The organism is Collinsella sp. TF12-2AT (assembly GCF_003436735.1).
Classification (GTDB): Bacteria; Actinomycetota; Coriobacteriia; order Coriobacteriales; family Coriobacteriaceae; genus Collinsella.
The window spans coordinates 51,606-72,666 of the sequence record NZ_QSQK01000002.1; the positions used below are offsets into that span (position 1 = coordinate 51,606).

The 21,061-nt window shown below is 61.0% G+C and carries 18 protein-coding genes; 15 read left to right on the plus strand and 3 right to left on the minus strand.

What is annotated here, in order from left to right:
* The first annotated feature begins 81 nt into the window (after nt 1–81).
* Complete coding sequence (locus tag DXD24_RS02075) at nt 82–531, plus strand: hypothetical protein (protein WP_117563827.1); 450 nt, start codon at nt 82–84, stop codon at nt 529–531.
* Between the two features lie 105 nt (nt 532–636).
* On the opposite strand, the gene DXD24_RS02080 is transcribed toward DXD24_RS02075, so the two are convergent.
* On the minus strand, nt 637–1,776 hold the full coding sequence (locus DXD24_RS02080) for a DUF389 domain-containing protein (RefSeq protein ID WP_117563826.1): 1,140 nt from the start codon (nt 1,774–1,776) through the stop codon (nt 637–639).
* A gap of 308 nt (nt 1,777–2,084) precedes the next feature.
* Here DXD24_RS02080 and DXD24_RS02085 point away from each other — a divergent pair, with 308 nt between their 5' ends.
* Nucleotides 2,085–5,540, plus strand: a complete 3,456-nt coding sequence (locus DXD24_RS02085; RefSeq protein ID WP_117563825.1) for a CAP domain-containing protein — start codon at nt 2,085–2,087, stop codon at nt 5,538–5,540.
* A 200-nt stretch (nt 5,541–5,740) separates the two neighbouring features.
* On the opposite strand, the gene DXD24_RS02090 is transcribed toward DXD24_RS02085, so the two are convergent.
* On the minus strand, nt 5,741–7,444 hold the full coding sequence (locus DXD24_RS02090; protein WP_117563824.1) for an OPT/YSL family transporter: 1,704 nt from the start codon (nt 7,442–7,444) through the stop codon (nt 5,741–5,743).
* A 192-nt stretch (nt 7,445–7,636) separates the two neighbouring features.
* Between DXD24_RS02090 and DXD24_RS02095 the strand changes: the two genes are divergently transcribed.
* From DXD24_RS02095 to DXD24_RS02155, 13 genes are all read left to right on the plus strand, one after another.
* The gene (locus tag DXD24_RS02095) at nt 7,637–8,488 is read left to right on the plus strand and encodes a type III pantothenate kinase (protein WP_117563823.1); all 852 of its coding nucleotides are present in this window, start codon (nt 7,637–7,639) and stop codon (nt 8,486–8,488) included.
* Nucleotides 8,489–8,572: 84 nt separating this feature from the next.
* Nucleotides 8,573–9,097, plus strand: a complete 525-nt coding sequence (locus DXD24_RS02100; protein ID WP_117563822.1) for a dCMP deaminase family protein — start codon at nt 8,573–8,575, stop codon at nt 9,095–9,097.
* A 177-nt stretch (nt 9,098–9,274) separates the two neighbouring features.
* Nucleotides 9,275–9,553: a NifU family protein gene (locus tag DXD24_RS02105; protein WP_035137589.1), complete on the plus strand. Its 279-nt coding sequence runs from the start codon at nt 9,275–9,277 to the stop codon at nt 9,551–9,553.
* Nucleotides 9,554–9,663: 110 nt separating this feature from the next.
* Entirely contained in the window at nt 9,664–10,485 is an 822-nt protein-coding gene (gene lgt, locus DXD24_RS02110) for a prolipoprotein diacylglyceryl transferase (protein WP_117563821.1), read from the plus strand.
* Between the two features lie 141 nt (nt 10,486–10,626).
* Nucleotides 10,627–12,810, plus strand: a complete 2,184-nt coding sequence (locus tag DXD24_RS02115) for a DUF6020 family protein (protein WP_233502304.1) — start codon at nt 10,627–10,629, stop codon at nt 12,808–12,810.
* Between the two features lie 171 nt (nt 12,811–12,981).
* Nucleotides 12,982–13,788: a YebC/PmpR family DNA-binding transcriptional regulator gene (locus tag DXD24_RS02120; RefSeq protein WP_117646022.1), complete on the plus strand. Its 807-nt coding sequence runs from the start codon at nt 12,982–12,984 to the stop codon at nt 13,786–13,788.
* Between the two features lie 166 nt (nt 13,789–13,954).
* Nucleotides 13,955–14,500 carry a hypothetical protein gene (locus DXD24_RS02125; protein WP_117646024.1) on the plus strand — a complete coding sequence of 182 codons (546 nt, stop codon included), beginning with the start codon at nt 13,955–13,957 and terminating at the stop codon, nt 14,498–14,500.
* Nucleotides 14,493–14,870, plus strand: a complete 378-nt coding sequence (locus DXD24_RS10225) for a DUF2273 domain-containing protein (RefSeq protein ID WP_233502305.1) — start codon at nt 14,493–14,495, stop codon at nt 14,868–14,870. The genes DXD24_RS02125 and DXD24_RS10225 overlap by 8 nt, the downstream gene beginning before the upstream one ends.
* 44 nt (nt 14,871–14,914) lie before the next feature.
* Complete coding sequence (locus tag DXD24_RS02135) at nt 14,915–15,436, plus strand: Asp23/Gls24 family envelope stress response protein (RefSeq protein ID WP_117646026.1); 522 nt, start codon at nt 14,915–14,917, stop codon at nt 15,434–15,436.
* 209 nt (nt 15,437–15,645) lie between these two features.
* Nucleotides 15,646–16,668 (plus strand): YitT family protein, encoded by a 1,023-nt coding sequence (locus tag DXD24_RS02140; protein ID WP_117646028.1) that lies wholly within the window; start codon nt 15,646–15,648, stop codon nt 16,666–16,668.
* A gap of 149 nt (nt 16,669–16,817) precedes the next feature.
* Complete coding sequence (locus DXD24_RS02145; RefSeq protein WP_117646030.1) at nt 16,818–18,134, plus strand: zinc-ribbon domain-containing protein; 1,317 nt, start codon at nt 16,818–16,820, stop codon at nt 18,132–18,134.
* 195 nt (nt 18,135–18,329) lie between these two features.
* On the plus strand, nt 18,330–18,938 hold the full coding sequence (locus DXD24_RS02150) for a DUF4234 domain-containing protein (protein ID WP_022094456.1): 609 nt from the start codon (nt 18,330–18,332) through the stop codon (nt 18,936–18,938).
* Entirely contained in the window at nt 18,931–19,428 is a 498-nt protein-coding gene (locus DXD24_RS02155) for a DUF2752 domain-containing protein (protein ID WP_158550119.1), read from the plus strand. The genes DXD24_RS02150 and DXD24_RS02155 overlap by 8 nt, the downstream gene beginning before the upstream one ends.
* 106 nt (nt 19,429–19,534) lie before the next feature.
* On the opposite strand, the gene DXD24_RS02160 is transcribed toward DXD24_RS02155, so the two are convergent.
* A complete protein-coding gene (locus DXD24_RS02160; protein WP_117646034.1) occupies nt 19,535–20,998 on the minus strand; it encodes a M20 family metallopeptidase in 1,464 nt (487 codons plus the stop codon).
* Nucleotides 20,999–21,061: the final 63 nt, after the last annotated feature.

A 21,061-nucleotide genomic window follows, 5' to 3' on the forward strand; every position in this document is an offset into this window, starting at 1 on the left:
GGCCGTAGGTGACGTTTGCGCTGATATCGGAGGTACCAAGTATGTTTCGTGCTCCGTTAAACAAGTATCGGGCTGGCTAACATGAGCCGCCGTTTTGTCTCGATAACCCTTGCAGTGGTCTGCCTGGCTGTGCTCCTGGGCGCTACAGGGCTGTTTGCTATAAGCCGAGAAACGTCCTATATGCAGGAATGCGTTTCCGAAGGCTTTGCCATTGATGGTTACTATCGGGATGACAAAACGAGTCGGGAAACCCTGGCTTTTCTTGAGGAGGACAACTGTCGATGGCAGCTGGTCGACCAAGACGGAATCTGCACAGACGGGCAGTTTAAGCGTACGGATGACCCCAACATCCTGTTATTAAAGAAGGAAAACGGTGAAGAATTCGGTACGGTCCACGTGGCGTATATTTCGCGTCGACGCGATCAGGGTTGGCTCTACCTATTTAGAGATACCAAGGTGACCCGCTTTAATCTGGTGAGCACTTATCCGGCGTTTATGGTGGAGTCCGGCGATGTCGATGTGGAAAGTTGATTTACGGCAATAAAGCAGCGAGCGGGGGCGCGGTCATGAACTACGCCCCCGCTTTTTGCTCGTATTCGTGCCGCGTCTGCGCCTCGTCTCGGCCTGCGCCCTGCGTTACCTCACATCAAACTCCACGCGATCGAGTTCGGGTACATTGAGGTCGATGAGCTTGCGGGCGACGTGGCGGTCGTGCGCCCCGAGCGCCTCGCTTGTCGTCACGTGGGCGACAATCTCACGCTCGACAATGCCTTCTTCGTTGCCCTCAGTTGCCGAGGTCTCGACGGCAACGGTGTAATCCTTAAAGCCCGGCAGCACCGCGGCAAGCTCGCGCGTGGTCTCAGTGATGCCGTAGCCGTCCTGCACGCCGGCCTGCGCCGAGCCAATGGACCCCGCGGTCATAACGATGCAGGGGATGGCAAAGATGATCGTGTCCACGATGATGCGGCGGCGCACTTTGCGCGACAGCTCGTCGACCTCGGCATTTTCCTCGGCGGTCACAATGCCGTCGCCGTTGAGGTCACGCTTGAGCGGCACGCGCAAAAGAAGTAGTACGGCTTCGGCCGCCAGCGCGATAAAGACGACGTTGATGCCAAACTCGTAAAGCGCCGAGAGAAACAGCGACCCGCTTGCGATGGCGATGCCATAGCCCGCCGCGCACAGGGGCGGCATGAGCGCGGTCGCCACGGCCACGCCGGCGATGAGCGTTGCGGGCTCCTGGTCGCGTGAGTTGCCTAGGCCGCCCGCAAAGCCGCCGGCGAGCGCGACGGCGAGGTCCCACACGGTGGGCGTCGAGTTGTCGATAATGGCGGCTGTGGTGGCGCCAAGGGGCGAGAGCTTAAAGTACAACGTGGATGTGACCAGGCAAAAGGCCATTTGCAGCGCAAGGCCGGCGACGGCTTCGACGGTAATCTCGCGGTCGAGCGTGGCGATGCCGTATGCCATGGCAAGGACCGATCCCATAAGCGGGCAGATGAGCATGGCGCCCACGATGGCGATGTCCGAGTCGATATCGAGGCCGATGCTTGCGATGAGCATGGCGATGATGAGGATGCACAGGTGAGAGCCGGTCAGGCGTGCCCCGTTTACAAAGCGCTTGCGAATCACGTGGTAGGGCGCGCGACCCTCGCGAATATTGAACGCTTGCTTTAGGAAGCGGGTGGCGTTCTCCATGGCCTCGCTATGGGCGGGGCGGATGCCGTGGCGCCGGTGATGGCGTTCGCGTAGTCGCTTGATCTGTTGTTTGTCGAGTTCCATGTCCACCTCGTTCTGGCACGGGCCGCGCAACGCGCCCGTTGTCCTAACTCTACACCGTGGCGGGCGGGGTGTCTGTTGGATGCGGGATCCGATAGGGCGGATGACGCGGGAGCAAATGCAAATCACAGGCTCAATTCGATCCCGCAAGAATATGATGCACCAGCTCCTACATATGTGACGAAATTGTGAAGCACGAGAGCGCGAATTTCAAAAAAATCCGCTGGTGACCAATGTTGCGCAACAGAATTCAAAAATCGGCACCTACAGTTTGAATCGTATGGATACATCCGTGTCAAAGGGAGAAAGCCATGGCAAACTACAGTCCACAACACTTTGAGCCTCGGGCTAAGGCCGTCAACGTCAAGGGCGTTGCCAACCGCGCCGTCGCAACCGTTTTGACGGCGGGCCTCATCGCTCAGCCGCTCATGTCGCCGCTGGCGGCAATCGCCGCACCGACGGCAGATAACGGCGATTCTGTTCAGGGGGGGGGTAGTTCTGTAGAGAACACCGTTGCCGCCGGTAACCAAGCGGTCGTAAAGACGGCTGCCCAGCTGGCCGAGGAGTCGGCAAAGCAGTTCAAGGACGCTCAGGCCGCCTACGATGCCGCCCAGAAGAAGGCCGACGCGGCGGGCCAGTCTCAAAAGCAGGCGCAGCAGCAAAAGAATCAGGCCTCGCAGGCCGTGACCGATAACGCCGCCGAGCAGAACGCAGCAGAAGTCGCCGCGCTCCAGGAGAAGATTGACGAGCTCAAAGCCGCCGTCGAAAAGACCGAGCAGCAGCAGAAGAAGCTGGGCGACCTGAACGATCGGCTCGAACAGGCCAACAAGAGTGTCGAGGATAAGACCCAGGCGCTCAAGGACGCCAAGGCAAAGCAGGATGAGGCCAAGAAGGCCCTCGATGATGCCCAGGCCAAGCTCGAGGCCATGGGTATGGACGAGTACGAGGCCGCCAAGAAGGCCGTCGAGGACGCGCAGGCAAAGCTCGATGACGCCAATAAGGCCGTTACTACTGCACAGGCCAATCTGGACCAGGCCAAGGCTGCCGAGGCCAGCGCCCAGCAGGAAAAGCAGAATACCGAGGCGGCTTTGACGACTGCCCAGGCCAAGAAGCAGGAGACTGCCGCTGCTCTCGCAGCCGCAACCACCGCGCGCGATAACGCCCAGCAGAAGTTCAACCAGGCGCAGGCCGCGCTCGATGCTGCCGTCTCGGGTACGGGTGTTGACCTGAGTGCGCTTGAGGCCGCCAAGAAAGCTGCTGCTGGTGAGCTCAAGACCGCGCAGGCGGAGCTCAATGCCGCGACGGATGCCGACGCCACCGCACAGACAAATCTGCAGGCCGCCCAGGCTGCCGTCGCTGCCGCGCAGGAGAAGGCCAACGCCGCCAACGCTGCTGTGGCATCTGCCCAGTCTGCATACGATGCGGCAAACAAGGAGTACAAGGACGCGGCCAGTAAGCGTGACGCCGCGAAGACGGCATACGAGCAGGCCCAGCAGACCGAGGCCGACAAGAAGGCGGAGTACGATAAGCTTGTCGAAGTTCGCAAGCAGAAGCGCAGCGAGTGGGAGGCAGCCTGCGCTGCTTCGAACGCCGCGGAAAAGGCTTATGACGCTGCTAATGTCCAGGTTGAGGCTCTTGAGCAGCAGATTGCTGAGCTCAAGTCCAACATGACCGTTGACCAGGAAGTCATCAGCCAAGGTATACTCGGCTTCATGAACTATATTAGCGACGGCAGCCAGTTCACAGCCACGCAGAAAAAGAACGCCCAGGAAGCCGTATCGATGCTGACCGGTGCCGCTGACAAGGCCGAATGGTATGACCAGTACGTCGATCAGGACATGTCTCGCGACACCAACCCGCTTTCCTTGGAGCAGATGCGCAACGCCCTGACATATCTCGACACCCAGAACAACCTCCGCAAGGCGAACGGTCAGTCGGCGCTCAGCGTCAGCCTCCGCATGACTGCGGCAGCCGCTCTTAATACATCATATTCATCGAACATCTGGGGACACTCGAACTGTTACTTCGACAACGGCGAAAATCTTGCTGGCGGAGGCGGCGCATATACCGGCGGCGAGACCGAGGATACGCTTGGCTGGCCATATACCGGTCTCTACACCCAGGAGAAAAAGGCATTCGATAAGTACGTCGAACAGTATGGTGACGCACTTGGAAGCCATCGATATGATTCATACTATATCTACCAGCACTACTACAGCATCTACAAAGAGTGCGGGCACTATCTCAACATCATCGATGCCGGCACGAAGGCTATCGGTATCGCGACCGGTAGCGGTAAGAACACCGATTCCGAGGTAACCATATTCGATTACAGCGCTGATGACACTCAGGCCGATTTCACTGTCTCCGAGTTCAAGAAACTCCTCAACGACTACATCGATTCCGCTTACAACGCAGGCGGCACGCAGGAGCAGAAGGAGCAGCTCAAGGAGCTTCAGGGCAAGCTCGCCGAGGCGCAGAAGAACTTTGGAACTACTAGGAAAGCTTACTTCGCAGCTGTAAACGGGCAGGATGCCGCCCAGGACGCTTTCACCGCAGCAGATGTGAACATGAACACCGCCAAGGGTGAGTACGAGAAGGCTAAGTCCGACACCGCCGCCGCGAAGACGGCATACGACGCCGCGAAGGACGCACTCGGCGGAATCGACATCGAGTCCCTCAAGCAGAACCTCGATGCCGCCAAGAGCAAGGCCGCCACTGCCCAGGCAGCTCTCGATAAGGCAAACGCCACGCTTGCTGACAGCAAGACGAAGGCAGCCGAGGCCGCTGCTCACAAGGCGAAGGCTCGCAGCGCCCGCGACGCCGCCAAGACAAAGTCCGAGCAGGCCAATGAGGCGTATGACAATGCCACTGCTTCGGTCAAGGATCTTACCGCCAAGCGCGATGCCGCCAAGACGGATCTTGCGAACAAGCAGGGCACGCTTAACGATGCCAAGAAGGCCGACGACACTGCCCAGGCTGGCGTTGACAAGGCTCAGGCCGCAGATGTGCACGCCGCGACCGCTCTTTCGGGCGCCAAGCAGGCAGTTGCCGCCAAGACGCAGACCCTGTCCGACGCACAGGCGAAGGCCAAGGCCGCCGAGGGCGAGCTGGCTACCGCGAACAAGGCCTTCGAGCGCTTCGCCGGCGCTCAGAAGGCGGTCGACGACGCCAAGGCCGCCTATGACGCTGCCGTCACCGGTGTCGCCGATGCCCAGAAGCAGCTCGAGGCCGCCAACGAAGCCGTCGTCGATGCGAACCTCGATATCGTCAAGGCCAAGGCCGAGCTTGCCAACGACGAGGCGCTCAAGGCCGATCTTGAGGCTGTCGACCACAAGGCATCCCTTGCCGCGGGCACGACGGGTAACGAGAAGCTGGTCAAGCTGAACGCTGCCTACGCTCGCTATAAGGCCGCCGTCGATGCCGCCGCTGGTCTCAAGGCTGCTCTGAGCGATGCCGATGCCAAGCTGTCCGATGCCAACGACGCCTATGCCGCCGCGCTTGCCGAGCTTGGCGATGCCAAGGATGCCCTGGCTGCCGCTCAGGCCGAGTACGACAAGTATCATCCCAAGGCTGAGCCGCAGGCCAAGCCTCAGGTTGCGCAGGCTGCTGCAAAGGTCTCCGTTGCCAAGAAACAGGCTGCGCCTGCCGCGCTCGCCCAGACCGGTGATGACTCCGCGCTTGCGGGCGAGGTCTTCGTTATCGGCGGTATTACACTCGTGGCTGCGGGTGTGACGCTCGGCGATCGTCGTCGCAAGCAGATGTAGCGTTTCGAGCGTAGTTTCTGCAACGAACTTCGGTTCATAGCGGGACCGTCTCGATAGCCAAACGATAAGGCCGGCGCGCTGTCATACGCAGCGCGCCGGCCTTTCTTTGCGTTGGTATCAAAAAGCCCGGTCGGTAGCCGCAAAAGCTACCGACCGGGCAAGTCGTAGGCAATATGGTTGCCGTCGAGCAGCTGCTCAGCTTAGCCCAGCAGGCTTAAGCCCACGGAGACAAACGCCAGGATAACGCCGACGATGGACTCGCCGCCGAGCAGGCCGCTGGCGACAACCAGGCCCTGTTCCTGGAAGGCGGCGTCCTTGGCAGCCCTCTCCTCGTCAGAAAGACCAGCGGTGGCGTCGCGGTGGGCGGACCACTTGTCGTAGGCGAGCTTGACGCAGGAGCCCAGGAATGCCGTGAGTGACATGTAGAACGGCAGATACACGCCCAGGCCGATCATCATGGCCGGAATGCCGAGCCAGTACATGACGATGCCGGCGATAAAGCCGCCGGCGAACCACGGCACGCTCGGGATGCCCGAGACCATGGTGGCGACCACACTTGCCTGCGCGGCAACAAAGCTCTTGTCGGGGCCAAAGGCGTCCGGGCCATAGGCGGTGACGAGCGCGACCATGACGGCTGCGGCGACCAAGGCGCCCACGATGCCGCCGATGGCCTGGCCGATCCACTGTGCGCGCGGGTTGGTGCCCAGCACGGCACCGGCCTTAAAGTCGTTCATGACGTCGCCCGCAAGGCCGCACGCCACGGCTACGATGCCGGCGATAAAGAACAGCTTGACCTGAGCGATCTGTGCGAAGGCAGCCACGATGAGCATAACGATGAGGCCAAAGATTTCCATGGGGTCGATGCCCGTCTGGCCGCAGCTCTGTGCGCTCATGATGGTGGTGACAAAGGTGAACAGCGTGACGATGACGGCCGGAACGGGGCCAAGGTCAAGCACGATGGCGATGACCACGGCGATGGCGGCAGCGCCTAGGCCGATGATGCCGGCGTCGAGCTTAAGGGAGCCCGAGATGAGCGACTGCTCGTCGGTGTCGGTGGAGCTGTCGGCGGCAAGACCGCGGACGATGCCGGCGATCTGCGGCAGGATGTCCTTGAGGACGACGGCGACGCCAAAGCCCATCATGAGACCCATACCCAGGGACTTGACGATGCCCTGCGCGGTTACAACGTCGAACAGACCGGCAGCGGTGCCGCCCACAATGATGCCAAAGTTGCCTAGCAGGGCACCGGCAAACCAGAAGGCGACCGGGGCGAAGCCCACCAAAAAGCCGACGGAGAGCAGCATGGGCGAGTTGTAGATGCCAAAGGTCACGCCGGGGATGTTGAGCGTGCACAGCATGCTGGGCACCACGCCCAGGGCGTCACGAAGCACGCTGTAGATGCCGGCGATGGCCATGGAACCAAAGAGCTGCTTGCCGGTCTTGCCGCCGGCCTCGGTGGCGCGCAGGGTCTGAGCTGCGGCGTTGCCGGTGGGGAACTCCAGCGCGGCGTCCACGATAAAGTGACGGTGGATGAGCGCGGTGGCCAGCAGACCCAGGATAGTGCCGGCGAGTGCCACGATAAACATGTCGAGCCAGCTGATCTGGTCGGCATAGCCCAGCATCCAGGCACCCGGGATGGTAAACGCCAGGCCGCCGGCGACCATGGCGCCTGCGGACATGATGGTGTGGGTGACGTTTGCCTCGTTGAGGCTGGCGTTGCCCATGAGCTTAAGGAAGAACAGCGAGATGACGGCAGCGAAGACGATCGGCCAGGGGAGTGCGCCCATCTTGAGGGCGGTGTAGGCCGAGCTTGCCGTGATGATCACGCAGCCAAGGACACCGATGACGACGCCGCGCAGCGTGAGTTGCCCGCGCATCGAGGCGCGGTTCGAGGGATTGCTCATATAGAACTCCTTTGCGTATATCCGCTTCCCCCGGGAGCGCCGCTACGGATACGGCGCGGGAAGTCGGGTTACCAAGGGCCGCCGCGTGAGCTCGCGCGCGACCGCGCACCAGTATAGCCGCAAGCTAGTCATTTTGGGATGACTGGTTTAGGTAGGCGATATACTGCTGGGCAGACGAAAGGAGCGCCGACGATGCTTAATGGGTGCGCATATATATTGACGGTCGACGTGGGCAACACGTTCATTCGCTTTGGCCTGTTTGCCGAGGATTCAGCCGCGGCACAGGAATGCCCGCTCGCGACGTGCGAGATCACCACGCCGTCGAGCATCACAGCCGACGAGGCGCGCATGAGGCTCGCGCAGGTCATGGGTGCACTGGCAGCCGATGCGGGCATGCCGGGCGCGCTTGTGCCCACGGCTGCCGTGCTGAGCTGCGTGGTGCCGGCGCTCGAGCGCCCGTGGAAGACGGCGCTTTCCCGTACATGCACGGGGCGTGTGCTCACGGTGGGGCCGGGCCTCAAGACCGGCATGCCCGTGCACTACGACGATCCAGCAGAGATCGGCCCCGACCGCATCGCCGACGCCGTGGCTGCCCGCGCCGTCTACGGATCGCCGTGCATCGTGATTGACCTGGGCACTACGACCAATATTGAGGTCATCGATGCGCGCGGTACCTTTGTCGGCGGCGTCATCGCGCCGGGTCTGGCGCTCGGCGCCCGCTCGCTCTCGGCTGCTGCGGCACGCCTGCCGCAGGTCGAGCCCTCGGCACCCACGCATGTAATCGGCCGTAACACGCGCGAGGCGATGCGCTCGGGCGTGGTTCTGGGCGAGGTGGCCCGCATCGACGGCATGCTCGACATGGTGCTTGCCGAGATGCGCGCGACCAAGGCCGCGGGGGAGGGCGACGTGCCCATCGTCATTACCGGCGACGACGCTGAGGCACTCGCGGCGTTGGTCGGCCACAGCCTGACGGTCGACGACGCGCTGACGCTGCGGGGCCTCGCCGAGCTCTACCGCATCAACCAAAAGCCCCGCCGCGTGTAAAAGTGAGGGCGCCGGTGGGACAAACGCCTCCACCTTTCACCTGCTACAATGGGTCAAACTATTGCGATTACGGAGGTGTCTGCCATGTCGGACGATCTTCATCAAACTTCGTCAGGCAAGCGCCTGGACGTCATTAGCTGGGACGAGTTCTTTATGAGCGTGGCCATCGCCGCGCAGCGCCGCAGCAAGGACCCCAACACGCAGGTGGGTGCGTGCATCGCCAGCACCAACCACCGTATCCTTTCGGTGGGCTACAACGGTACGCCCTCGGCGCTCAACGACGACTTTTTCCCGTGGGGTACGAGCGACGACCCGCTACAGGACAAGCATAACTACGTAGTCCATGCCGAGGCCAACGCCGTGCTCAACTACCGCGGCTCGCTTAAAGACCTTGAGGGATCCACGGTCTACGTCACGCTGTTCCCGTGCCACGACTGCGCCAAGATCCTGGCGCAGGTGGGCGTGGGCGAGGTCGTCTACCTGGACAATAAGTACGCCGATACCGACGACGGCCGCATCAGCCGTCGCATTCTCGACTCCTGCGGCATCAGCTACCGCCAGGTTATCGTCGATGTCCACATTGGCACCGGGGAACAAACTCAGCAGTAGCGGCAGCGTGTGCTAGCGCCGGGCGTCGGCAAAAGCAGCTAAAAAAGCCCCGTCCCAAATTGACTACTCGTGAAAGTCGCGTCTGCGCGCATGGACGGCTCGTGAGCGGGTACATGGCTGTAGTAACATAGCTTCTGTTCGCGGGCGCGCCCGCGTAATTGTGAGAAAGGAGCCCCTGTGGCTGTTAACGAAGAGCTGCTTAAGAAGGTTCTTGAAGAGATTCGCCCCAACCTGCAGGCCGATGGCGGCGATATGGAGTATGTGGGGGTCGACGACGAGGGTGTTGTCAAGCTGGAGCTGCAGGGCGCCTGCGCCGGCTGCCCCATGAGCTCGCTAACCCTTTCCATGGGTATCGAGCGCATCCTGAAGGAGCATGTGCCCGGCGTTACCCGCGTTGAGCAGGTCAATGCTTCCGGCGAGGCCGAGGACCTGTACGACGAGTACGCGCCGTTCTAAGACGCGAAAGCTGCGGACGGTACGCTCCGCATAGACGTTACGTCCAAATATGCGGCTGCGAGCGTAAGGCCCGCGGCCGCATATTTGGACGTAGGGAGCAGGGGATCGATATGCTCAACGACCTCTACCATATGCTTGATCCCGTCGCGATCTCGGCGGGCCCCATCACTATCTACTGGTACGGCCTGGCCTACGTGGTCGGCGCCCTGCTCACGGCGGTCGTTATGTACCGCACGCAGCGTCGTTGGGGCTTCGACATTACGATCGATGACCTGACGAGCGTCGTGGTCGGCGCGGTCTTTGGCCTCATCATCGGCGCGCGCCTGTTTTACGTCGTCTTTTACGGCGATGGCTACTATTGGACCCACCCGCTCGAGATCTTTGCCACCAACGAGGGCGGCATGAGCTTCCACGGCGGCCTGGTGGGCGGCATCTTGGGCGGCATCATCGTGTGCCGCATGTATAAGCTCGACGCCTGGACCGTCGCCGACCTTGCCGTGATCGGCGCCCCGCTGGCCCTGTGCCTGGGACGCTGCGCCAACTTCGTAAACGGTGAGCTGTGGGGTAAGCCGACCGATCTGCCCTGGGGTGTGGTCTTTGGCGGCACCGCGGGCGATGTGCCACGCCATCCCTCCCAGCTCTACGAGGCGTTTCTTGAAGGCATCGTGCTCTTTTGCATCCTGCAGGTGCTCAGTCGCAAAAAACCGCTGCTGCCCCAGGGTACGTTTATGGGCGTGTTTGTGATGGGCTACGGCATCGTCCGTTTCCTCGTCGAGTTTGTGCGCGTCCCCGATGCCCAGCTGGGCTATCTGCTGGGCGGCGTCATCACCATGGGTCAGCTGCTGAGCCTGCCGCTCGTAATCGCGGGTCTGGCGCTCATCATCTTCGCCCGACACCGCAACCGTCCCCAGCGCGTCTACCTGGACGCCTAACCAAGACCACCACAAAGGGGACAGGCGCCTTTGTGGTGGTCTGCTGGGCAACGATGGCAGAACTGTAACGTTTTCCCAGATAAAACCTGCCAAAATAAACCTGTCCCTTTTTGGCGGGTTTCTAGAAAGGCTCTTTGGACTGTGAAGGATTCCGACCTCTCCACAACGGCTGCGCGCGACGCTGCCCGCATCGTCTGGTTTAAGCGCTACCCCGCCAAGCAGACGCTCATCGCATTTCTGCTCGCGCTGTTGGCGACCACGGCGTTTTCCATCGATCCCGCGCCGGTCTCGAGCAACGCAGTCTTGGCGATTGACCCCAAAGCCTCGGGCATGCTGTACGTGTGCTACGAGGTGCTCCTCTCGTTTGCCGGCCATACCGACGCGGTCATGCTGCTTGCGCTTGCCTGCCTGCTCACTCTGCCGTTTCGCTACGTATTCTTTGGCCGCGGCGATGCTTGGCGTCCTTCGGTGATCCTTCCGTCGCTGTTCTTTGCCGTCTGCATGGTGTTTGGCCGCAGCTACGACCTCACCGATTCTGCCGAGATCGTACTCGGCGACAAGGCTCGGATCATCTGCGCCTGGATAGGCGGTGCGGGCTGGATGCTCTTGGCGGTCGTTGCCTTCTACCTGGCTTTTGAGTGTCTAGATTGGCTGAGCTCTCGGCGCATTCCGTTTTCCGAAGCGCACTTTGGCCGCGTATGGCGTGTGGCTCACGCCGTGCTTTCGGTCCATCCCTTTGTCGGGCCCTTCCTGGTGCTTATGGTCGCCTGGGCGCCCACGCTCATCGCTTCGCTGCCCGGCCTTTTTATGGGAGATACGGGTGCGCAGATTCGCCAGTGGTTCAACTACCCCAACGGCACGAGTGACTACCTGCGTCTGCTCAATCCCAATGTGTTGCTCAACGGACATCACCCCGTGGTGCACACGGCTATCATCGGTTCGTGCGTCCAGCTGGGGCTTTCACTGTTCAACAGTGCCAACGCAGGTCTTGCCATCTACACCTGCGCTCAGTTCGTCATTACGGCCGCCTGCATGGCCTATTCCATCTCGTCGCTGCGCAAGCTGGGCGTGAGTCTGCCGGTCCGCGGCGTGATCTTGCTGTTCTTTGTGTTTATGCCCATGTTCTCCAACTACGCGGCCCTGCTTACCAAAGATGTGCTGTTTGCCGACGCGTTTTTGGTGCTGTTGGTGCAGACCGTGAAGCTCGTGGCCTGCGGCCTGCCCCGTCGCGATGCCAATGCCGAGCGTGCGGGCGAACAGAGGCCCGTGCTCTTTGCGCGCCATGACTGGCTGCTGCTCGCTCTGGGCGCCATGGGTTCCACGTTTCTGCGCAACGGCGGTTTGGTGTTTCCCCTGGCGGCCTGCGTGATTGCGGCGGCGTTTTGCGCTTGGGACGCGCATGTGGCCCGTCGCGTGACCAAACAGTCTGGCATCGCGCCCTTGTACGCCACGCCGCGCTTCCGCTGGGTGGGAGTTCTTGCGGTGCTTGCACTCTGCCTTGCCTCTAATATGTACTTCACCAAGGTCTTTATGCCGGCACATGACATCACGCCTGGTTCCAAGCGCGAAATCCTCTCGATTCCGTTCCAGCAGACGGCTCGTTTTGTCCAAAAGCACGACGGCCTCAACTCGGGCGTCAACCCCACGGTTAAGGAGGACGGCACCATCGTGGAGGCTCCTTGCGACGGCTTGGTGACCGACGAAGAGCGTACCGTGATCGACCGTGTGCTCAAGTACGAGAATCTGGGCCGCCGTTACAACCCGGATAAGTCGGACGCCGTCAAAAACTGCTTTAATGAGTACGCCTCGCAGGAGGACATCAAGGCCTATTTTGAGGTGTGGGCCCAGATGTTCAAAAAGGACCCCGAGTGCTATATCTCGGCGCTCGTCAATAACTACTACGGGTACTTCTATCCGAGCGCTCGCGATGCGTGGGTCTACAGCACGGCGCGCAGTGCCGAGATCATGGCGAAGCCCGATAACCTCAAGTACTTTGACTTCCATCCGGTCGACAGCAAAGCCGTGCGCTGGTGCGACCACCTGATTAACCTGTACCGCGTGGCGGTGCAGCGCATTCCGTTTATCTCGCTCACCATGAGCTCGGCCACCTACGTTTGGATCATGATCGTCGTGGTGGTCTACCTGTTGCGCCGCCATTCGTGGCGCGCACTGGCCATCTGGATACCGCTGCTAGGCGTGCTCGCCGTGTGCCTGATCGGTCCATGCAACGGATCGACCTACATGCGCTACCTGTACCCGGTCATCGCCTGCATGCCTTTTGCCATCGGTGCCACGATCACCCGCAGCGACCTCCTCTGGGCCTAACCAAAGATTGACACATTGGGGTCAGGCTGCTTTGTGCCAAGGGGCTGCATCATCACGACGCCTTCATTTTGGGGTTTATCTCGCAGGCCAGTAGGTATATCATAACGACGTTTGTTTATATTGCCCGAGCATCTGCGCTGGGCTTTAGGTCGAAACCGATAGGAGACACGTATGTCCGGACACTCTAAGTGGGCCACAACCAAGCATCGTAAGGGCGCGCAGGACGCCAAGCGTTCCGCCCTCTTCTCCAAGCTCAGCCGCAACATTACCGTTGCTGCCCGTCTCGGCGGTGACCCGCTGCCCGAGAACAACGCCAGCCTCGCCGCTGCTGTTGCCAAGGCCAAGGCTCAGTCCATGCCTAAGGACAAGATCAAGTCCGCTATCGATAAGGCTTTTGGTTCGGGTGCCGATGCCGCCGTCTACGAGAACATCGTGTACGAGGGCTACGGTCCCGCCGGTGTCGCCGTCTACGTCGACTGCCTGACCGACAACCGCAACCGCACTGCTGCCGACGTCCGTTCCGCCTTCTCCCACGCTGGTGGCAACCTGGGCACCTCCGGTTCCGTCGCCTTCCAGTTTGAGCGCAAGGGCCAGATCGTCGTTGCCAAGGAGGTCCTGGACGAGAACGCCAAGAAGGAGACCATGATCGCCAACGGTGCTGCCGGTGACGAGGATGAGTTTATGATGGCGATCGCCGAGGCCGGTGGCGAGGACTACGAGGACGCCGGCGAGGAGTGGATCGTCTGGACCGCTGCTAACGACGTCATGGCTGTCTCCAAGGCACTCGAGGAGCAGGGCATCCAGGTCAAGGGCTCCGAGACCACCATGGTCCCAACCACCCCGACCGAGGTTTCCGGCGCCGACGCCAAGAAGGTTCAGCGCCTCATCGACCGTCTTGAGGAGCTCGACGACGTCCAGGACGTCTACAGCACCATGGACATGACCGACGAGGTCATCGCTGCCCTCGAGGAGGAGTAGCGCCCGCACGGATTGAGCCGTGCATATCTGGGCATAATGAAGCGAGCATGCAAGCCTCGTGGAATAGATGAGCCGGATCCGCGTGCATGAGGCACCGGACCCGGCTCTTTTATAATGATGCGAATCGTTTTGCATTCTGTGGATCGAGATTTGAAGGGAGCGCCGCATGCGCGTGCTCAAACGAGCCCTGGCGATCGTGTATCTTGCCGCCGCCGTCGTGGCGCTGGGTACGTTGGTCTGCCAGTTTTGGGGACCATATACCTATCGCTTTATGCTGTTGATGCGCGATCCGCTGCCTCGCATCGTTGTTACGGCGTGCGGCGGTGTCGTGGCGCTCGGCGTGCTCGTGGGTTTCTTCCGTCTGATGTTTGCCCGTCGCGAGCCGTCCTGCGTGCATCCGGCGGGGGAGCGTAATATCGAGGTCACGCTCGCGGCCCTCTCCTCGTGTGCTCGCAGTGCGGCGGAGCGCGACGACCGTGTGATGATCGAGCATGTCGAGGCGCGCGTGCAGGGCTCCGATGAATCGCGCGTTCGTTTTAAGGTCGACGCCATCGCGCTCGACGACCGGGACGTGGCCTCCCTTGCAACCGCGATGCAGCAGCGTATCGAGGAGGCCTGCGACACCATGCTCGGCACGCCGGGCACGACCGCACGCGTTCGTTTTTTGCCGTCCAAGACTACCGTCCAGACCGTGGAGGTTTCCGGTGAGTGATACCAATCAAGACAAGACCGTTCGCACCCCGCGCCTGACCATCGATCAGAGTGCTGCGCCGGCAGGCGAGGTCGTCGATTCCAAGGTAGAGGGCACCGAGTCGCATGACGCGGTTGCCGACGATTTTGATGAGGCCATGGGTCTCATCAAGGGTACGGGGGCAGCCATCTGGAGCTATGCCGTCCGTCATCCCAACACCACGCTCGGAGCTGTCGCTGGTTTTGTGCTCGCCGTGCTGGTGCTCACGCTCGGCCTGTGGGATACGCTCGTCATCGCTTTCTTTGTGCTGATCGGCGCCGTGATTGGCCAGATCCGCGACGGCGAGAACGGGATCGTCAACTTCTTCGGCCGTCTGTTTAGCGGCCGCTAGCATGTATTCGACCGCCGCGTGTGCGGTGGGCATAAGGAGGAACCATGGCTTTTAACACGAAGGTCGATGTGGCCGATACCGAGCTCGAGGCAGACGAGACCGTCGCCGCCGAGGCCGAGGACGTAACGCTCGAGGACGAGGCACTCGTCGAGGCCGAGTCCGCCGACGATGCGGACGAGGATGATGAGGAAACAGACGAGTCCGAGGACTCGCTGACCTATTCTAACGGTGTGATCGAGAAGATCGTCGCCATGGCCACCCGTGAGGTGCCGCACGTCCTGGGCATGAAGGGCAACCTCATGCACTTTGTACAGGAGCAGTTTGGTGCCGAGAACCTGACCAAGGGCGTGACGGTCGAGGTCACCGATGACAATCGCGTGGTCGTCAACATCTCCGTCATCATCGAGTACGGCGCCTATGCGCCCGCGATCTTCGACGATGTCAAGGCACGTGTCACCGAGCGCCTTGCCGCGATGACCGGCCTTGAGGTGGCGGGTGTCAACCTGCGTATCGAGGACGTCATCACCCCCGAGGAGTACGAGCACCGCACCAGCCAGCACGAATAACCTTCCAAAAAGGGACAGGTTTGTTTTGGCAGATTTTATCTGCGAAAACGTTAAACGGCCGACCGCGCAAGCAAAAGCGTGGCCGGCCGTTATTTGTATGCCCCCCCGATGTAGGCATACCGCTCGTCTAACTAGGGGTTGCAATCGTCGCGTTCCGCGTTACCCTAATGGGCGCATTGTTTCCAAATTGTTAACGAGGGGTTGCCGTAATGGCCGACGAGCACGAAACAGAAAGCAAGGCATGGGCGATTGAGGCCGCCGCGGCAGAGGCGGCATCGCGAGCTGCCGAGGAGCTACATCGTCCTCCCGTGGTGCCGATGGAGCGCGTGGTCGATCGCACCGATATCGAGCGCGGCGAGCGTGCCGGTCAAAAGCGCAGCCAGGAGCCAGGCTTCCCGCGCTTTTTCGCCGAGCTCAATCTGGGTCTGATTCTTACGGCCTTTGCCATCGTTGCGTTTAAAACCCCTAATCACTTTGCTTTTGGCGGCACCTCGGGCGTGTCGGTCATTCTGTCCACGCTGTTCCCGACCCTGCCCGTCGGTGTCTTTATGTGGATTATCAACGCGGTTCTCGTCGTCTTGGGCTTTATCTTTTTGGAACGCAAGGCAATCCTGTGGAGCGTCTTCGCCTCGTTTGCGCTGTCCGCCTATGTTTCGCTTTTCGAGCTCTTTATCCCGACCAGTGTCTCGATGACGGGCGATATGTGGCTCGACCTGTGCTTTGCCGTGATTCTGCCGGCGCTCGGCAGCGCCATCGTCTTTGATATCGGCGCCTCGACGGGCGGCACGGACATCCTCGCTATGATCCTCAAACGCCGTACCACACTCGAGATTGGTCGCGCGCTGTTGCTGGTCGATATCGGCATCGTGACCATCGCGGCCTTTTTGTATGGTCCGCGTATCGGTCTGTATTGCGTGCTCGGCCTGTTTGCCAAGACGCTTGTGGTCGACAAGGCCATCGAGAGCATTCATCTTCGTAAGGTCTGCACGATCATTTGTTCCGAGCCCCTTAAAGTCGAGGAGTTTATCGTCAAACATCTCAACCGCACAGCGACCATCAGTCGCGGCTACGGTGCCTTCTCGGGCAAGTGCGTGACGGTGATCATGAGCGTGCTGAGCCGTCGCGAGGCCGTGCAGCTGCGCCGTTATGCGCGCGAGGTCGATCCGGGTGCCTTTATCACGATTGTCGACAGTTCCGAGATTGTCGGCAAGGGTTTCCGCGGAACAAACTAGCACAAACGTATTCAACGAACCGCCTGCTGGCGCCGTGTATCTTGCAAATCGGTCATCTTTGAGTATTTGACCCCACATTGGGCAATAATGATGCTAAAGACATCGTTTGCGATCCAAGTGATTTGTTCAAGATACGAAGGGATGATTCTATGTTCTGCTCGCAGTGTGGCGCCCCCATGGGCGATAACGACAAGTTCTGCGGCGTGTGTGGTGCTCCTAATGCCGGTGCCGCTGGCCCCGCTCCCCAGGGACAGCCTCAGCCCCAGCAGTTTGTTCCGCAACCGCCCGTGGCGAATGCGCCAAAGGGCTGTGTGGCTCAGGCGTTCCAAGATATGACTAAGACTCCGGGCGTGCTTCAGCGTGTATGCCAAATCGCGTTTTTGCCGGCGCTGATTTGCGTTGTGTCGGTGCTCGTGTTGTTTATTCCCGTTATTGGCGGCATTGCGGCTGCCATCGGCTTTTTGGCAGCTTGCATTGCGAGCGTGTGCGGTTCCGGCTTTGGTATCGAGTGGGGTCGCGATCTGTCGCTCAAGGTCGATGACGGCATGGACCGTCCGCTGATGCGTTCCACGTCGTTTGGTCTCGGAGTCTTTTCGAGCGTTATTTCGGTCGTGCTCGAGGTTATCGCTGCCATTCCCGTTATCGGTGTAGTGCTTTCGCTGGTGGAGGGCGTGGTAATTGGCGCCGCAGGCTCGTATTCGTATTACGGCTCTTATGCGCTCGAAGCTGCGCTGTTTGGCTCGCTTGGCCTGCTTGTCCTGGCGCTAATTGCCTCGGCGATTCTGGGTGTCTTCTTTAAGATGTTCGCCGACATCGCCGTGATGCACTTTGCGGTGACCGGTCGCGTCGAGAGCGCGTTTTCGCTCGACAAGGTCTGGGCGGCGTTTAAGCACAACAAGACCAAGCTGTTCTGCGCTTCGTTCTTTCCGGAGTTTTTGACGGGCCTGGTTTCCAACGCCATTACGTGGATCTTGACAGCTGTCTTTGGTGCCATCGCCGGAATTGGCGCGTACGGCTATTACTATCGCCCCACGGGTATCGAGGCGATTGTTACCGCCGGTGGTGTCACGCTCGTATTGTTCCTGGTGCTGATTGCATTCGTCACGGTGTTCCTTACGGTCTTTGGCAAGATGCTCAAGCACCGTGCCGTTGGCTATTGGGCTGCACGTTATGCAAGCGAATGGGCCGATGAGGACAAGGACGACGTTTTGACTTTTGTGCTCCCGGGTGAGAAGAAGCCTGCTCCTGCGGGATTCAATCCCACGGCAGCCACTGGTGCTGCGCCTGCCCCGGCGCCCGCGCCTGCACCTGCCCCGGCACCCGCGCCTGCCCCTGCCCCGGCACCTGCTCCTGTCCCCGCACCGGCGTCCGAGGCGACGCCTGCGGAGCCCGATTGGGATGCCGTTGCCACGCCGGCGGATGAGCCGGGCGATAATCCTGCTGTCGAAAACAATCAAACCGAATAGTCGGTCGAGGCGCCCTGGGCAACTGAGCCCGGGGTGCCTTTTTCTACTGCGAAAGCAAGAAAATGCCTGGGAAAACGGTTGCAGCAAAATTTCTCGGAAATTGGTCAATGTTGCGCAACAACGTCGCGGCTATTGTTGAGAACGTAGACGTGTAAGGTTTGAAGGCGTGCGACGCCTTAGGAAAAGGAGTGGCTCATGTTCTGTCCCACTTGTGGTTCTCCCATTTCGGATGATGCCAAATTCTGCCCTGTTTGCGGATCCGCCGTTGGTGCCGCTTCTGCCGCTGCGGCTCCGCAGCCCCAGCCCGCTCCGGCCCAGGCTATTCAGCCCGCGCCCCAGCCTCAGCAGCAGTACACCGGTCAATACGCCCAACAGTCCGCATCCGCTCCGATGGGCTATGGCCCCATTAAGGCTGACCGCAGCCTGATCGGCTGGCTGCTGCTCTCTCTTGTGACCTGCGGTATCTATTCGTTCTACTTCCTGTATTGCTTGGCACGCGACGTCAACACGTTGTGTCAGGATGACGGCGATTACACGCCGGGTCTGGCGGAATTCATCCTTCTATCGTTTGTGACCTGCGGCTTCTACGCGTACTACTGGTATTACAAGATTGGCAACCGCCTGCAGGCCAACGCTCCTCGCTACGGCCTGGTGTTCCAGGAAAACGGCACCACCGTTCTTCTGTGGCAGATCTTCGGCGCGCTCCTGTGCGGCCTTGGTCCCATCTTCGCTATGAACATCATCATCAATAATACCAATGCCATGGCAACGGCTTACAACACTCGCCTTGGCGCTCGTGCCTAACAATAAGGGCGGCGTGAACAGCTCCCAGGGACATAGGGGCACGGCAGAGCTCCTTCGCCGCGCCCTTTTTTGCACCGGCGCGCTCTTTGTCGCCTGGCTCGCGCTCTACCTGCTCGACATTGGCTGCATTTTTCGATTGATGACGGGCATTCCTTGTCCGGGATGCGGCATGACGAGGGCGTGGCTGGCGGCGCTGCGCCTCGATTATGCGGCGGCCTTTGCCTACCATCCGCTGTTTTGGGTGGTGCCGATTGCGTTTGTGCTCGCGTTCGTGCGCGAGGAGGTGGCATCGAGCAAGCTAAAGCGTGGTATCGACATTGCGGTCACCGTGTTGTGCGTGCTGGTCGTCGTCGTATGGATTGTGCGCCTCATCAATCCGGCAGATGCCGGTCTGCTCTTTGGCGGCTATGCGCCCGCCGGAGTTCCCGACGATATCATCCACCTCGAACCCCCACGCTGGCTCACCATCCTTCGCTCTTACCTGGCGTGACGGAGGACGCGCTAGAAAAACGGTCGACACATAAGCGGGGGCGAACGTTGAGATAACGTCCGCCCCCGCTTTGCTTTAGCCAGGCTGTTATGGATGGGCGTGACGGCTACTCGTCGCGCTTTTCCTCGTGGCGAGCGGCAGCCCGCGCATCGTGGATGCCCTTGATTGCAGCATGGCGGGCGGTGCGAGCATCGTGCATGGCGTCGCGCGCCTCAGCGGCCGTCGCCTTGGCAGAGCGCAACTTGGCGGCCAGATCGGGGTTGGTTTCGGCGACCGCGGTAATCGTGGGGCCGTCGAGCTCCTCTTGCGTGGGCTCGGCCAAAAAGTCGATAGCATACTGGGCGGCCACCATGGAGCCCTTGGCCAGCACGGTCTCGTCGATCTTGTAGAAGCAGGAATGTTGGGCGTACGTGGCGCCAATCTTGGGGTTGCGCGTACCTACAAAGGCGAGCACACCCGGTACGCGGCGCAGGTACTCCGAAAAATCCTCGCCCGAAAGCGTGCCACGGTAATGGCCTTGACCGGTGGGGCCCAAGCACTTGATCACAGCCTGACGGCAGCGCTCGCTCGAAGCTGCGTCGTTTTCGACCTTGTAGTTGGCGATGGTATAGTCGGTGAGCTCTGCCTCGGCGCCCAAGGCGGCCGCAGTATGTTCAACGATGCGGCGCATAAGCTCCGGCATTTCCTCGTGGGTCGAATCGCCGTAGGTGCGCACCGTGCCGGCGAGGTAGGCCGTGCCGGCGATAACGTTGCGCGCGGTGCCGCCGTGCAGCTCGCCGACGGTGATGACAGCCGGCTCGTAGGGGCTGATCTCGCGCGAGACGATGGTCTGCAGGGCGTTGACGATCTCGGCGGCAACCATAACGGCGTCGTGGCCGCGCTGGGGCATGGCACCGTGGCACGAGGTGCCGCGGACATCGATGCGGAACCAGTCGGTATTGGCCATGCGCGGGCCGGGCTCGCAGCTTACGGTGCCGGCGTCGACCTCGCTCCAGATGTGCGCGGCGTAGGCGCCATCGACGCCGTCGAGCACGCCCGTGCCGATCATGAGTTTCGCGCCCTGGCCGTTTTCCTCACTGGGCTGGAAGACGATGCGGACCTCGCCGTGGATGTCGTCGGTCATATGGCGCAGGATCTGCAGCGTGCCGAGCATCATGGCGATATGGCAGTCGTGGCCGCAGGCGTGCATGCAGCCCTCGTTGACGCTGGCGAACTCCTCGTCGGTCTGCTCGGTGACGGGCAGGGCGTCGATATCCGCGCGCAGCAGGATGCGGCGCCGCGGCGTGCCGTCCTCGCGATAGGCGTCGGGCGCGGTGCCGCGAAGGGTCGCCACCAGGCCCGTCTTAAGGGGGCGCTCATAGGGGATATTCATGGCGTCGAGCTGGTTGGCGATGTCAGAGGTCGTGCGCTCTTCGGCGAGGCTCAGCTCCGGGTGCTTATGGAAGTGCCGGCGCTGCTTGATGATATAGGGCTCAAACTCGGCGGCGATATCTCGGATGGCCGCGGTGACATCGTCTGCCGCGCGAGCCTCGGTCGCCGCCATAATTTGCTGTGCCTTGGTCTTCGTCATGGTCGATTTGCTCCTTGCTGGGTTGATCGCAAAATCGTACAGGCTCTCTCCAGTATGCCACCT